This is a genomic window from Pantoea piersonii (genome assembly GCF_003612015.1).
Taxonomy (GTDB): Bacteria; Pseudomonadota; Gammaproteobacteria; order Enterobacterales; family Enterobacteriaceae; genus Pantoea; species Pantoea piersonii.
This window is the reverse complement of sequence record NZ_RARB01000006.1, coordinates 63,679-77,409: the sequence shown is the minus strand read 5'-3', so window position 1 is coordinate 77,409 and position 13,731 is coordinate 63,679. Positions and strand designations below refer to the sequence as shown.

Below are 13,731 nucleotides of genomic sequence, written 5' to 3'. Positions count from 1 at the left end.
TTCTTAACTAAAAGCAAGGAGTTACACCAGTATGGCTATCGCAATGTATTTCAAACCTGAAGGCGTTGAAGGCGAGTCCAAAGATTCCGCGCATGAAGGCTGGATCGACGTGCTCTCTTTCAGCTGGGGCGCTAATCAGCCGAACAACATGAGCGTGGGCGGCGGCGGCGGCGCTGGCAAGGTGAACTACAACGACCTGCACGTGCACTGCCGTATCGATAAGGCGACGCCGACCCTGCTGCAGTTCTGCTCCAACGGCAAACATATTCCGTCGCTGACCATGCACGTCTGTAAGGCGGGCGGCACCCAGATGATCTACAACGTCATCCAGCTGACGGAAGTGCTGGTGACCAGCGTGCAGTTCACCGGCTCGCGCGATGACGACACCATCGGCATCGACTACGCCTTCCAGGCGGCGGCGATCCAGGAGAACTACACCCAGCAGGCGGAAGACGGTTCCGCCGGCGCGGAAACCACTTCCCAGTGGAATATCAAGACCAACACCGCGTCTTAACGCTATCCGGCAACCTCCGCGCGAGGTTGCCCTGATTCAGATCGATCAGGTAATCAGCATGCGATTCACGATTGTTAAGAACAGCAGCGGCATGCAGCCGCCGCAGACCAGCTTCGACTTCTATCCGCCCGGCGGCACCATCGGCCGCAGCGAAGATAACAATTTCGTTTTGCCGGATGAGAGCCGCGCCATTTCGCGTCTGCAGCTGCTGGTGCATACCTCCGCCAACGGCGAGTGTCGCATTACCAACCGCGGCAATGTGATTAACATTGAATTCAACGGCATCCCGCTGGAGCATGGCCGTCAGGTAGAGCTGCAGAGCGGCGACCTGCTCGGCATCGGCGACTATAGTCTGGCCGTGTCTGACCTCGACGGCAGCGCGCCTTCGCCCGCTGTTCAGCCACAGCAGGCGCCGCTTCGCGCCGCGCCGCGAACCGCGGAAGCGATCCCCGGCGAGATCTGGGAGAGCCTGGCGCGCGACTTCACGCCGCCACCGCCGCCCGCCCGTGACGCCGCGCCCGCCGTCGCCAATCCGCTGACCGCCGCGCCGGGCAAAGAGCTGAACCCCGTCGATCCGCTGGCGCAGCAGCAGACCTTTACCGATCTGCACCAGCTCAGCCCGCGGGAAACCGATCCCGCGCGGCTGTTCAACGAGAACGATCTCTTTCAACAGCCCGATATTTTGCAGGACGCCACGCCGAGCGCGCTGCGCGCTGCGCCGCAGGCAGCGCCGCTCCACCCGGAGGCGTCGCAGGAGTGCGATCCGCTGGCGCTGTTCGGCCACGCCGCCGGGAAGCAGGAAGATCCCTTCGGCATTATGGTCGAAGGGGCGCAGTCGCTGACCCCGCCCGATATTTTTACGCCGCCGCCCGCGCCGCAGAGCTCGCCTCAACCTGTCGCACCGCCCGCACAGCAGGCATCGCTCCAGTCAGTGCCGCCGCCCGCGCCGCAGAAGGCTGAGCCTGAGCCGCCGCCCATGCAGCCAGCATCCGCGCCTGCGCCCGAGCGCGCCGCCACGCCGAAGCCGGAAGTGGCCGCGCCCTCTCCCTCCGGCTACAACCACGTCGCCGGTCGCCGTATGGGCATCGATCCGGTCTCTTATCAGCGTGCCGGGCAGGCGCGTAGCGCGCAGGGGTGTCAGCTGGAGGGTGAACTGCTGCAGGCGCTGCTGGCAGGCGCGGATTTGCAGGATATGGATGGTCAGCCCGCCTTCGGCAAGCAGCAGATGTTTCTGATTGGTCAGCTGCTGAGCCTTTTCTCCCAGGGCACGGTGGCGCTGCTCTCCTCGCGTTCAATGCTGAAGCGCGGCGTCAATGCGGAGATGACCATGATCCTTGATGAGGCCAATAACCCGTTCAAGCTGCTGCCGTCGGGCAAAACGGTGCTGATCCAGATGTTTGGCAGCCAGATGCCGGGCTTTATGTCGCCGGAGAAAGCGGTGCGCGATGCGCTGATCGATCTGCAGGCGCATCAGCTCGGCATGATTGCCGGCATACGCGCCATTATCGCCGCCATGCTGCAGTCGTTTAATCCTGAAAAGATCGAGAGCCAGGCGCGCGACAGCGGCCGCACCCCGCGTTTCGCCCTCGCCTCCGCCCGCAAGGCGGCGCTGTGGGATTACTTTGTGCAGCGCTTCCACACCACGGCTGACGAAATCGACGACGATTTCCACACGCTGTTCGGCGAAGCCTTTCTGCGCGCCTATGACATCGAAGTCAATCAATACAAAGACTTGCAAACAAAAAACGACGGTGACCGATGAATATTACCTTTGCTTCCACCAGCCAGCAGGGCCAGCGCGCCATGAATCAGGATCAGCTCGCCGACGCGCTCGGCGCGCGCGCCGCCTGCTTTGTGATCTGCGACGGCATCGCCGGCAAGCCGGGCGGAGATGTCGCCGCCCGGCTGGCGTGCGAGACCATCGTCGGGCAGTTCAACACCGAAACGCACCTCGACGCGCAGCATATCCGCCACTATATCGCTGCCGCCAATCGCGCCATTCTGCAAACCCAGGCGCGCGACGCGCAGCTGAAAAATATGGGCACCACGCTGGTGAGCCTGTTTATCGATCGCGACTATCAGCTCGCCTACTGGGCGCACGCGGGGGACAGCCGCCTCTATCTGTTCCGCCGCGGCTATCTGCTGCAGCAGACGCGCGATCACAGCCTGGCGCAGCAGATGCGCGATGCCGGGCATGATGGCGGCAGCGTAAACCAGAACCTGCTCTACTTCGCGCTGGGCATGCGCGAGGAGCGCGAGGCCAGCTACAGCGACGTATTGCCGCTGGAAGACGGCGACGCCTTTTTGCTCTGCACCGACGGTTTCTGGCATGCGCTGCAGGTTGAGGATCTCGAACAGAGCCTGCGGATGGTGAGTTCGCCGCAGGAGTGGCTAGCGCTGCTGCAGCGCATGCAGCCCGACGACAACCCGGATAATTTCAGCGCGCTGGCGGTCTGGATCGGCGAGCCGCAGGACGCCACGCTGCTCAGCTCGTTCAGCGATGCCCAGCGCATCTTGCTCAACTGCCGCTAACCGCCGGGAACCCACGATGAAAAGCTGGATTATTCCGCTCTGTCTGGCGCTGCTGCCCGCTGCCGTTCAGGCCAAAAGCGTGCGTATCGCCTGGTCGCCCGCCGCCCGGCTCAGCGCCTGGCTGGACAATGTGCCCGGCGCGCAGCCGCGCCAGTGGTGCGGTGCCAGCGCGGCGCTGCATATCGAACCGGCGGGCGCGTTCAGCCAGGAGGCGTTTAACGATTTCCTGCCGCAGGTGGGCCGTATCCTGGCGAAGCAGTGCGGCGAACTGAAAACCCTGCGCTGGACGGTGATCGACAAACAGGGCGACGCCCGGCTTAAAGGCACCGCCAGCGCCGACCAGAAGTGGCGCGTCATTCTGCCGCCGCCGGAGATCGTCGCCGACGCCACGCCGTGGCAGCGCTTCGCCCTCTCGGCACGCTGCAGCTTCCGCACCTACTGGCCCGCCGACGGCCAGGCGGCGCAGCCGGTTTCGGCGGACGGGTCCGATCCGCGCTGCGACGACGCGGGCTGGATCCAGGGGCCGGGCCGCATCGGTTCTTCCGCCGTCACCTTTGTCAGCGGCTACCCGCTGCTTAACGCGCCCGCCGGCGCGACCCAGCAGAGCACGCAGGTGATCAGCGCCAATAACCAGCGCCTGATCCTGGCCAGCGGCAGCGACGCCAGCAGCTGGCTGTTGCTGCCGTGGGATGCGGCGCATCTCGCCTGGCGCTTTGACGGCAGCGTGCTGATTAAGGCGACGCCGGGCGAGGCGGAGGACGCGCGCGCCCGCACAACGTTGATTGACGCCGCGCGCCAGCGCTGGGCGCTGGGCGATAAAGAGGCCGCGTGGCAGCTGATCGCCGCTCTTCATCCGCACGCCCTCAATCCCGCGCCGGATCCGCTGGCGCAGCTAAACAGTGACGCGGCGCCCGCCGCCCGAGGTAAATGATGCAGCTATCCGACATGCTTGAACATGACGCTATCCAGCCCGCCATCGATGAGGTGAGGCAGGCGATCCGCGAGCAGCCCGCCAGCGCCGATCGCCGCGCACATCTGACGCAGCTGCTCTGTCTGAACGCCGACTGGCGCGGCGCGCTGGCGCAGGTAAAAGCCTGGCAGCAGCTGGCCGCCGAGGCGGCGCCAACCGTCAGGCTGCTGCAGCAGATGATCGGCGGCGAGACGCAGCGCGCCGCGGTGTTTAGCCAGACGGCGACGCCCGCGCTGTTGCCGCAGGAGCACCGCTGGGTCGCTGATATGGCGCGAGAACTGAATACGCCGACGGCGCGCGAGTCGCTGCTGGCGGCCGTACCCGCTAACAGCGGCGAGCTGGTGCTTCGCGCCGCGCCGGAGGCGGCGGAGCGTTTCGACTGGCTGTCGGATGGCGACGAACGTCTCGGGCCGGTGTGCGAACTGATTCTGGACGGCGTCTATCACTGGGCGAGCCTGCATCTTATCCAGCAGATCCGCTTTCAGCCGCCCGCCAGCGTCATCGACCTGGTATGGCGTCAGTGCAGCGTGCGCTTTCATGACGGCAGCGAACACCTTTGCCAGATGCCGGTGCGCTACCCCTCGCAGGCCGACGACAGCGACGCCCTGAAGCTGGCGCGTCAGACAAGCTGGTCGCTGCAGCCGCCGGGCTACGTCGGCCACGGGCAGCGTATCTGGCTCGACGGCGACCGCGAATGGGCGCTGCTCGATATTGAATCGATCGCTTTCAGGGAGCCGGTATGAAACCTCTGCGCGCCGAGTCGGACGCTGAGGCGGATCGCTCGCTGAGCGGCACCGCGTCGCGCCGTCTCAATCCGCACGACAGGATGCGTCCGAGCATCCTGGATCGCCTCACCGACGACGAGCCGGATCGGCCCGCCAGAACCGAAGTGCGCAACGTTATTTCGCATCAGACTCTGCGCAGCCAGGTGCTGCGCGATCTGCAGTGGCTGTTCAACTGCATCAACAATACCTCGCAGCTCGATCTGCGCCCCTATCCGCAGGTGCGCGCCTCGGTGCTGAATTTCGGCGTGGAGCCGCTGGCGGGCCAGCGTATTTCCGAGATTGAGTGGGAGACGGTGCGGCGTCAGCTGACGCAGGCGATTATTCAGTTTGAACCGCGCATTATCGCGCAGGATCTGACCCTCCGCTGCATCAGCGATCCGCACTCCCTGACCACCCATAACGTTCTCTCTATTGAGATTAAAGGCAACCTCTGGTGCGTGCCCTGGCCGCTCGCCTTTCTGTTTCGCACCGAGCTTGACCTGGAGCACAGCCGTTACGAACTGAAGGATAGTGAGGGAACATGAACCAGAAGCTGCTTGACTACTACAACCGCGAGCTGAGCTGGCTGCGCGAAATGGGTGAGGAGTTCGCGGAGCGCTATCCCAAGGTGGCGGGCCGCCTCGGTATGCGCGAAGGCGACGTCTCCGATCCCTATATTGAACGGCTGATGGAGGGATTCGCTTTTCTCACCTCGCGCGTGCAACTCAAGATGGACGCTGAGTTTCCGCGTTTTACCCAGCGACTGCTGGAGATGATCTACCCCAACTATCTGGCACCGACGCCCTCGATGGCGATTGTGGAGTTTCAGCCGGACGGCATGAAGGGCAATATCAACAGCGGCTTCGCTATTCCGCGCGGTACGCTGATTGAAAATCAGGCGATGAAGAGTAAGGGCGTGAGCTGCAAATACCGCACCGCCCATGACGTGACGCTGCTGCCGCTGCAGATCGCCCAGGTGGCGCTTGGCGGCATCCCGGCGGACCTGCCGGTGGCAGCCGCCGCGTTACAGCAGCGCGGCGCGATCCGCGCGTTGCGCATTCGGCTTGAGAGCGGGTGCAATATCCCCCTTGACCAGCTGACGGTCGATAAGCTGTCGTTCTATTTGAGCGGGCCAGACGGTCAGGCGCTGGCGCTGCTGGAGCTGCTGATGGGCCACTGCGTTGGGGTCGTTTGCCGCAGCGCGCAGCAGAGCCTGCTGCTGGAGCCGGAGGCGCTGCGCCAGCAGGGATTCGACGCACAGCAGGCGCTGCTGCCAGACGATCTGCGCAATGCGTCCGGCTACCGGCTGCTGCAGGAGTATTTCGCCTTTCCGTCGCGCTATCTCTTCTGCGACGTCGAGGGGCTGGCTCCCTTTATCCGCGGGCTGAAAGGCGAGCATCAGTTTGAGATCCTGCTGCTGCTCGATGAAGAAAACGACGCGCTGGAAGGGGTCGTCGACAGCGAGCATCTGTCGCTGCACTGTACGCCGGTCATCAATCTCTTTCCCCGCGCGTCGGAGCGCATCAACGTTGACGAGCTGGCGAGCGAATATCATCTGGTGGTGGATAACGCCCATCCGCTCGATTATGAGATCTACAGCGTGACGGCCCTTTACGGCAGCGGTCGCGGCCTGCGCGAGGAGCAGCGGTTTCGTCCATTCTGGGACAGCCGGGGTGAGGACGACGGCAACTACGGTGCCTATTTCGCCCAGCGTCGCGAACCGCGCCTGCTCTCCGATAAGGGCAAAATATACGGCACCCGTACCGGCTATCTCGGCTCCGAGCTGTTTGTCTCGCTGGTGGACGAGCAGCAGACGCCCTACGCCGCCTCTCTGCAGTACCTGATGGCAGATCTACTCTGCACCAACCGCGACCTGCCGCTGATCCTGCGACAGCAGGGGCTGGACGTTTTCACGCTGCCCACCTCCGCGCCGGTGCTGGCGATCCGCATGCGTAAAGGGCCGACCGCGCCGCGACCGGCCCTGGCGGAAGGCGCCGTCTCCTGGCGTTTGATCAGCCAGCTACAGCTCAACTACCTCAGCCTGACGGAGACAGACGCGCAGCAGGGTGCCGCCTCGCTGCGTCAGCTGCTGGCGCTTTATGCCGAGGTGGCGGAGCCAGCTATCAGCCGTCAGATCGAGGGGATCCGCCGCTGCGCGCTGCGTCCGGTGCATCGCCGCGTGCCGCAGCCGGGGCCGATAACCTTTGCGCGCGGCATCGCTATCGAACTCACCGTGGATGAAGGCGCGTTCTCTGGCGCCAGCCCCTGGCTGCTCGGCTGCGTGCTGGAGACGCTTTTTTCGCGCCTGGTGGCAATCAACAGCTTTACCGAGACCAGGCTTGTCAGCGAGCAGCGCGGCGAAATCGGCTTCTGGCCGGCGCGCATCGGCATGAGGCCGCTGCTGTGAGCGCCTCAGGCCGTCGCGACGAGCCGCGGTTGCCCGCTGACTTCTGGCATCAGGTTGAGCGTGCGCCCTTCCGCCACGATCTGTTTCAACTGCTGCGCCGACTGGACGCGCAGGCGGGCGAACCTTATCCGCTGGGCCGCGCGCCGCTGCCGCGTTTTGAGCCGTTGCGCCTCGGCCAGGCACCGTCGCTGGCTTTCGCGCCAGCCACCGTAGCGCGCGCGGCGACCCGTCCCGGATCGCAACGGCCTGAAATCGACATCTACAGCTTTGGCCTGTTCGGCCCCAACGGCCCGCTGCCGCGCCACCTCACTGAGTATGCCCACCAGCGCGTGGCGCATCACGGCGACCGCAGCATGGTGGATTTCCTCAATCTGTTTCATCACCGCCTGATTCTGCTCTTCTACCGCGCCTGGGCAGAGGCGCAGCCGACGGTGTCGCTGGATCGCGACGACCGTCATCGCTTCAATCACTACCTCTCCTGCCTGACCGGCGTGGGACAGCCCGCGCTGACCCACGCGCGCGGCGCAGTCCATGAGCATGCGCGCTACGCGCTCGCCGGCCACCTTACGCGCCAGACCCATGATGCCGAGGGGGTAGAGCGATCCCTGACGTGGTATTTCCGCGTGCCGGTCAGCGTGCTGCAAAACGTACCGCAGTGGCTGCCCATCGAGCCGCGCGACCAGGTGCGGCTGCGCGGCGGGCGCGGCAGTCCGCGACTGGGCGAAAACACGCTGCTCGGCAGCGCGGTGCGCGACGCGCAGCACGCATTCCGCCTTGTTTTCGGCCCGCTGACCCTCGCCGACTATCAGCGTTTTTTACCGGGCAAGCGCTCCTCGCAGCAGCTGCGCGACTGGCTGCTGCAAACGATCGGCATTGAGTATCGCTGGGATCTGCAGCTGGTTTTGCAGCAGCAGGCGGTGACGGGCGTCTCGCTGGGCGGCACGGCGCAGCTCGGCTACAGCAGCTGGCTCGGCGAACAGCCGGAACCGCGCGACCGCGACGACCTGATCCTGCATCTGGAGCCTGCACCCTGAACTTTTTCGTTACTTTTGTTAAGGAACATCATGTCTGATATTCGTCGCTCTGAGTTGTTTAGCAAACTGAATTCGCCGCTCTTTACCGCGCTGGAGAGCGCCACCGCGTTCTGTAAGCTGCGCGGCAATCCCTATGTCGAGCTGGTGCACTGGCTGCATCAGCTGATGCAGCTGCCCAACAGCGATCTGCAGCGGCTTATTGCCCGCTTCGGGCTGAATGAGTCGCAGCTGGCGAGCGAGATAGTGGCGGCGCTCGACCGCCTGCCGCGCGGCGCGGGAACCATCTCCGATCTTGCCGAGCATATCGACAACGCCGTCGAGCGCAGCTGGGTCTACTGCTCGCTGAGCTTCGGCCACAGCCGCATTCGCGGCGGCCATCTGCTGCTGGCGCTGCTGAAAACCTTCGCCCTGCGCCATGTGCTGCTGGCGATCTCTCCGCAGTTTGAGCGCATCGACAGCACCCTGCTGCTGAGCGACTTCGCCCGCTGCGTGGCGGGTTCCGACGAAGAGGCGCTGGCCGACTCCGCCGCGCCGCAGTCGCCGGGGCACGGCAGTGAAAATTTTCTGGCGCTTTATGGCCGCGATCTCACCGCGCTGGCGCGCAAAGGCGATATCGATCCGGTCGTTGGCCGCGACGACGAGATCCGGCAGATGGTCGATATTCTGCTGCGCCGCCGCCAGAACAATCCCCTGCTGACCGGCGAGGCGGGCGTGGGCAAAACCGCGCTGGCGGAAGGGCTGGCGATGCGCATCGCGGCGGGATCGGTGCCGCCGCCCCTGCAGCAGGTGCAGCTCTGGCTGCTCGACATCGGGCTGCTGCAGGCGGGTGCGTCGGTTAAGGGCGAATTTGAAAGCCGTCTGCAAGGGGTCATCGCTCAGGTTCAGGCCAGTCCGGTGCCGGTGGTGCTGTTTATCGACGAAATACACACCTTGATCGGCGCGGGCGGCCAGCAGGGAACCGGCGACGCCGCCAACCTGCTGAAGCCTGCGCTGGCGCGCGGTCAGCTGCGCACTATCGGCGCGACGACATGGGCGGAATATAAAAAATATATCGAGAAAGATCCGGCGTTGACGCGCCGCTTTCAGCCAGTTCAGGTCGCCGAGCCGGACGAGGAGAAGGCGATTCAGATGCTGCGCCACCTTTCCGTGACGCTGTCACAGCATCATCAGGTGCTGCTGCTGGATGAAGCGGTGGAAAGCGCGGTACGCCTGTCGCATCGCTATATTCCCGCCCGCCAGCTGCCGGATAAGGCGATCGCGCTGCTTGATACCGCCTGCGCGCGCGTCGCCGTCAGCCTGCATGGCGAACCGCCGACGCTGGTGGCGCTGCGGCGTCAACAGGAGGCGCTGACGCTTGAAGCGGAGATCGCGCGGCGCGAAGCGCGGCTGAATCAGGCTGACGCCGTAGAACGTCTGGCGAAAGCGGAGGCGGCGCTGGCGCAGGTGGCGCAGCGGTTTGCCGATCTGCAGCCGCGCTGTGAACAGGAGCTGGCGCTGGTGCGCCAGCTTATCGCGCTGCGGGCGGAGCAGCTGGCGGCGGCGCAGGACGATCCGGCGCTGCGCGCCCGTCTCAGCGAGGCGCAGCGGCAGCTTCAGCAACTGCAGGACGATGCGCCGCTGATCTTCCCGGCGGTGGACGCCAGCGTCGTCGCCGCCGTGGTCGCCGACTGGACCGGCATTCCGCTCGGCCGCATGCTGCGCGACGAGGCGGCATCGGTGCTCAATCTGCCCGCAGCGCTGGCGCGGCGCGTTGTCGGCCAGCCTCACGCGCTGGCCGCCATTGCGCACCGCATTCGCACCGCGCACGCGCGCCTCGACGATCCCCATAAGCCCACCGGCGTTTTCCTGCTGTGCGGACCCTCCGGCGTGGGCAAAACCGAAACGGCGCTGGCGCTGGCGGAGGCGCTCTACGGCGGCGAACAGAACCTGATCACCATTAATATGAGCGAGTTCCAGGAAGCGCATACGGTCTCGACGCTGAAAGGCGCGCCGCCGGGCTATGTCGGCTACGGCGAAGGCGGCGTGCTGACCGAGGCGGTACGTCGCCGTCCCTACAGCGTGGTGCTGCTGGATGAGATTGAAAAAGCGCATGCCGACGTGCACGAGCTTTTTTTCCAGGTGTTCGATAAGGGCTGGATGGAGGATGGCGAAGGCCGCCATATCGATTTCCGTAACTGCGTCATTATCCTTACCTCCAATATCGGCAGCGAGCTGATCGAGGGGCTGTGCGCCGATGAGAGTCTGCTGCCGGAGCCGGAGGCGCTGACCGCGATGCTGCGCCCGCCGCTGCGCCAGGCGTTCCCGGCGGCGCTGCTTGGGCGACTGACGGTGATCCCCTACTATCCGCTCAGCGACGCGATGCTGATGCGTATCGTCGGGATGCGCCTGGAGCAGATCCGCCAGCGGCTGCTGACGCATCACCGCATTCAGGCGGAGTTTGCGCCGGAGGTGGCGCAGCAGATCGCCAGCCGCTGTCAGGAAACCGAATCGGGCGGGCGCATGGTTGACGCTATCCTGACCCAGACGCTGCTGCCGCAGATCAGCGAGCGGCTGCTGACCGCGACGCTGGAGAAACAGCAGTGGAGCGCACTGCGGGTCAGCTATGCGCATCCGCAGTTCAGCTACCACTTCAGCGAGGAACAGGCGGGAATTTCTCAATGAGCGACAACCGTTCACAGGCGTTGCCGCAGGGCTATCGCTTTAATGAGTTTGAAATTGAGCAGGTGATTGGCGAAGGCGGCTTCGGCATCGTCTACAGCGCCTGGGATCACCAGCTGGAGCGCCGGGTGGCGATCAAGGAGTATATGCCCGCCTCAATGGCGGTGCGCGGGGAGAACCTGCATCTGCAGCTGCGCAGCGAGCGCTTCGTCGCTGTATTTCAGGCCGGTATGAACAGCTTTATTCAGGAGGCGCGCATCCTGGCGCGTTTCTCCCATCCCGGCCTGCTCCATGTGCTGCGCTTCTGGCAGGATAACGATACTGCCTATATGGTCACGGAGTTTTACAGCGGCGACACCCTGAAAAACCGCTATCAGAAAGAGCCGCAGCTGGTGAACGAAACATGGATCCGCTCGCTGCTGCCGCCGCTGCTCAGCGCCTTGCGCACGTTGCACGACAACGGCTATCTGCATCGCGATATCGCGCTGGATAATATTCAGATTCAGGAGAACATGCTGCCGGTGCTGCTCGACTTTGGCTCGGCATGCAAAGAGATTGGCCATCTCACCGATAAAACCGAGATTATGCTCAAGCCCGGCTATGCGCCGATTGAACAGTACAGCGAGGGACGCGATGGCGACCAGGGGCCCTGGACCGATATCTACGCCCTCGGCGCGGTGCTGCATATGCTGGTCGCTGGCGAACCGCCGCCGGTCAGCGTCGTGCGGCTGATCAGCAATAACTATCAGCCGCTGGCGCAGCGCCAGCCGCCGGGCTTCTCTCTGTCGCTGTTGCAGCTGATCGATGAGATGCTGCAGCTGCAGCCCGAAGATCGTCCGCAGAGCATTCAGGCGCTGGCGGCGCGGCTGATGAGCCTCGACCGCGACCTTGCCGAACGTGAAACGGCATCTGTCCCTGAGGCGATCCCCACCCCGACGGCGTCGCTCCCGGCAACGTTGCCGGTGGCGGCGTCCCCTGACACCCTGCTGCCGGTGCCTGCGGTGCCTGCGGTGCCTGCGGTGCCTGCGGTGCCTGCGGTGCCTGCGGTGCCTGATGCCGCGCAGTCGGTGAGCGTGCAGCCAGGAAGAAAAAGCGCCGCGCGCCGTCCGCTGATACTGGCGGCCGCGGCGGCCGCGGGCCTCGCCGCTGTGGTGGTCTGGCTGGTCGCCCGGCCCGCGCCGCGCGAACCTGCGGTGGCCGCTGTGGCGACTCCCGCTTCGCCCGCTGCCACGCCGCCGCCCAGACCTGCGCCCGCGTCATCGCTGGCCGCTGCCTCCGCGCCATCATCGACGCCTGCGCCTGCGCCGCTACCGGCACCGGCTGCGAAGCCGCCTGTCGCCCAGGCGCGCGTCTATCTGAATCTTCAGAAGGACGACGCTCTCTTTCTTGACGGCGAGGCGCAGCCCGCTGCCACCGCTGACGAGCCGCGACTGCTACGGCTGGCGCCGGGCCATTATCAGCTGGCGGTGAAGCGAGGCGAGCAAAACTGGACGCAACAGCTGGAGATTACGCAGGCTGGCACCTGGCTGGTTAAGGTGCCTGAGCGCTTTACGCCTTAACGACTGACGCTGCCGTTTTCCCGGAAAACCACATCGTCGCCGTGCGGTGTGGTTTTGGTAACCTGCAGGAACCAGGCGCTGTTATCGCTGCTGCCCTCTTCCGCCGGAGCCAGCACGTAGGTGTAGGGCGCCTGGCGGAAGATATAGCCGCGAAAGTCGCGCGACGGCCCGATATTCAGCGTCGAGCCTTTCAGGGTCAGCTGGTGGTGATTATTTTTATTCACCGCATGGTAGGTGACCTGGTCGCACTCAATATCCTCGGCGGTGCATTTCCCCAGGGAGAGATAGACGTTATAGCTTTTGCTCTGGAAAAAGGGCTTATTATCCTGCGCCAGAGAGTGAAATGAGCAGGCCAGCAGACATAGCGCCATCAGCTTTTTCATATTTTTAGATAAACTCCTTCGTGGTATACCTTCAGTTCGCTTTTTCGCCGGTTAATTAGCCCGCGCATCGGTTTGCCGTGCGAAAGCGTATAACGCATCCAGGCGTTATCAAGGTTTTCGCCTGACTCACCGTTTATTATTTTCAAAACGGTGGAGTAGTAAAATCCCGCATGATGCCGATCGTCTCTGCTGCCGATATTGAACGCGAAGATTAATAACGCGTCAAATTCGTTCTGGGTTAAATCCACCTTCACATAGTCGCGCACCGTCGCAATAAAGGGTTTCAGATCGCGCGCGAATAATGCCTCGGCGTCGCTCTCTGAAATTCCTTCTTTATATTGCGCAAAATCGCTCTTACGGCTTATCCAGTGACCGTAACCGATGGTGGCGCCGCTGGTCCAGCTGTCGATAGTCATGGAGGTCTGGTCATCGTAGGGCAAGGTGTGCAGCTGCTCATACTGCATCAGCAGGCGCAGGCAGCGGTAGCTGGGCAGTATCTGGCGCGGCTGGCGCCGCGTGCCCTGCCGGTTCGTGCTGGTCGCGCCCTGCGGCCCGCACGGCGGCGAGGCGTTTTGCGTCAGGTGCTGCAACGTTTTCCTGCCTGGCGTCACTATCCCGTCGGGCAGATGATAAAGACGTTTCTGGTAATCGATAATGGCTTTAAGGGTATTACTGCCGCAGATTCCGTCGACCCTGAGCGCAGGGAAGCCGTTTTCACGCAGTAATTTTTGCACGACGACGACATCCTGAGGCCGGTTGACCGCACCCTTACCTACCGGGGAAGTTATGGTTTCCATCTGAGATCCGTTAATATCAGAAAGGTTTGCCAGACGCGTGCGGCGCAAACTGATCCGCAACGCCTGACTTTATCCGCAACGTATGACAGCCAGATGAAATTTAACTTTTTATC

General features: G+C 63.9%; 12 protein-coding genes. 10 read left to right on the top strand and 2 right to left on the bottom strand.

Translation table 11 applies throughout. From position 1 onward, the window contains the following. The first annotated feature begins 31 nt into the window (after positions 1-31). Genes D7S44_RS16465 through D7S44_RS16420 form a run of 10 tightly spaced genes read left to right on the top strand, consistent with a single transcriptional unit; the run spans position 32 to position 12,438 of the window. Positions 32-514, top strand: a complete 483-nt coding sequence (locus tag D7S44_RS16465) for an Hcp family type VI secretion system effector (protein ID WP_120456665.1) — start codon at positions 32-34, stop codon at positions 512-514. Positions 515-572: 58 nt separating this feature from the next. Then, complete coding sequence (tagH, locus tag D7S44_RS16460; RefSeq protein WP_120456663.1) at positions 573-2,276, top strand: type VI secretion system-associated FHA domain protein TagH; 1,704 nt, start codon at positions 573-575, stop codon at positions 2,274-2,276. Further along, entirely contained in the window at positions 2,273-3,046 is a 774-nt protein-coding gene (locus D7S44_RS16455; RefSeq protein ID WP_120456662.1) for a PP2C family protein-serine/threonine phosphatase, read from the top strand. Before tagH ends, D7S44_RS16455 begins: the two co-directional genes overlap by 4 nt. 16 nt (positions 3,047-3,062) lie before the next feature. Then, a complete protein-coding gene (locus D7S44_RS16450; protein WP_120456660.1) occupies positions 3,063-3,977 on the top strand; it encodes a hypothetical protein in 915 nt (304 codons plus the stop codon). Next, positions 3,974-4,759, top strand: coding sequence for a type VI secretion system accessory protein TagJ (locus tag D7S44_RS16445; RefSeq protein ID WP_120456659.1), 786 nt, complete (start codon positions 3,974-3,976; stop codon positions 4,757-4,759). Before D7S44_RS16450 ends, D7S44_RS16445 begins: the two co-directional genes overlap by 4 nt. Beyond that, positions 4,756-5,325, top strand: coding sequence for a type VI secretion system baseplate subunit TssE (gene tssE, locus D7S44_RS16440; RefSeq protein ID WP_120456657.1), 570 nt, complete (start codon positions 4,756-4,758; stop codon positions 5,323-5,325). The genes D7S44_RS16445 and tssE overlap by 4 nt, the downstream gene beginning before the upstream one ends. Further along, positions 5,322-7,187, top strand: a complete 1,866-nt coding sequence (gene tssF, locus D7S44_RS16435; protein ID WP_120456655.1) for a type VI secretion system baseplate subunit TssF — start codon at positions 5,322-5,324, stop codon at positions 7,185-7,187. The genes tssE and tssF overlap by 4 nt, the downstream gene beginning before the upstream one ends. Next, complete coding sequence (gene tssG, locus D7S44_RS16430; RefSeq protein WP_120456653.1) at positions 7,184-8,221, top strand: type VI secretion system baseplate subunit TssG; 1,038 nt, start codon at positions 7,184-7,186, stop codon at positions 8,219-8,221. The genes tssF and tssG overlap by 4 nt, the downstream gene beginning before the upstream one ends. Before the next feature lie 30 nt (positions 8,222-8,251). Beyond that, positions 8,252-10,882 (top strand): type VI secretion system ATPase TssH, encoded by a 2,631-nt coding sequence (gene tssH / locus D7S44_RS16425; RefSeq protein ID WP_120456651.1) that lies wholly within the window; start codon positions 8,252-8,254, stop codon positions 10,880-10,882. Beyond that, positions 10,879-12,438 (top strand): serine/threonine protein kinase, encoded by a 1,560-nt coding sequence (locus D7S44_RS16420; protein ID WP_120456650.1) that lies wholly within the window; start codon positions 10,879-10,881, stop codon positions 12,436-12,438. The genes tssH and D7S44_RS16420 overlap by 4 nt, the downstream gene beginning before the upstream one ends. Here D7S44_RS16420 and D7S44_RS16415 read toward each other — a convergent pair. Together D7S44_RS16415 and D7S44_RS16410 are read right to left on the bottom strand one after the other, a co-directional pair. After that, positions 12,435-12,821: a hypothetical protein gene (locus tag D7S44_RS16415; protein WP_120456648.1), complete on the bottom strand. Its 387-nt coding sequence runs from the start codon at positions 12,819-12,821 to the stop codon at positions 12,435-12,437. The genes D7S44_RS16420 and D7S44_RS16415 overlap by 4 nt on opposite strands. Beyond that, on the bottom strand, positions 12,818-13,618 hold the full coding sequence (locus tag D7S44_RS16410) for a glycoside hydrolase family protein (RefSeq protein ID WP_120456646.1): 801 nt from the start codon (positions 13,616-13,618) through the stop codon (positions 12,818-12,820). Before D7S44_RS16410 ends, D7S44_RS16415 begins: the two co-directional genes overlap by 4 nt. Positions 13,619-13,731: the final 113 nt, after the last annotated feature.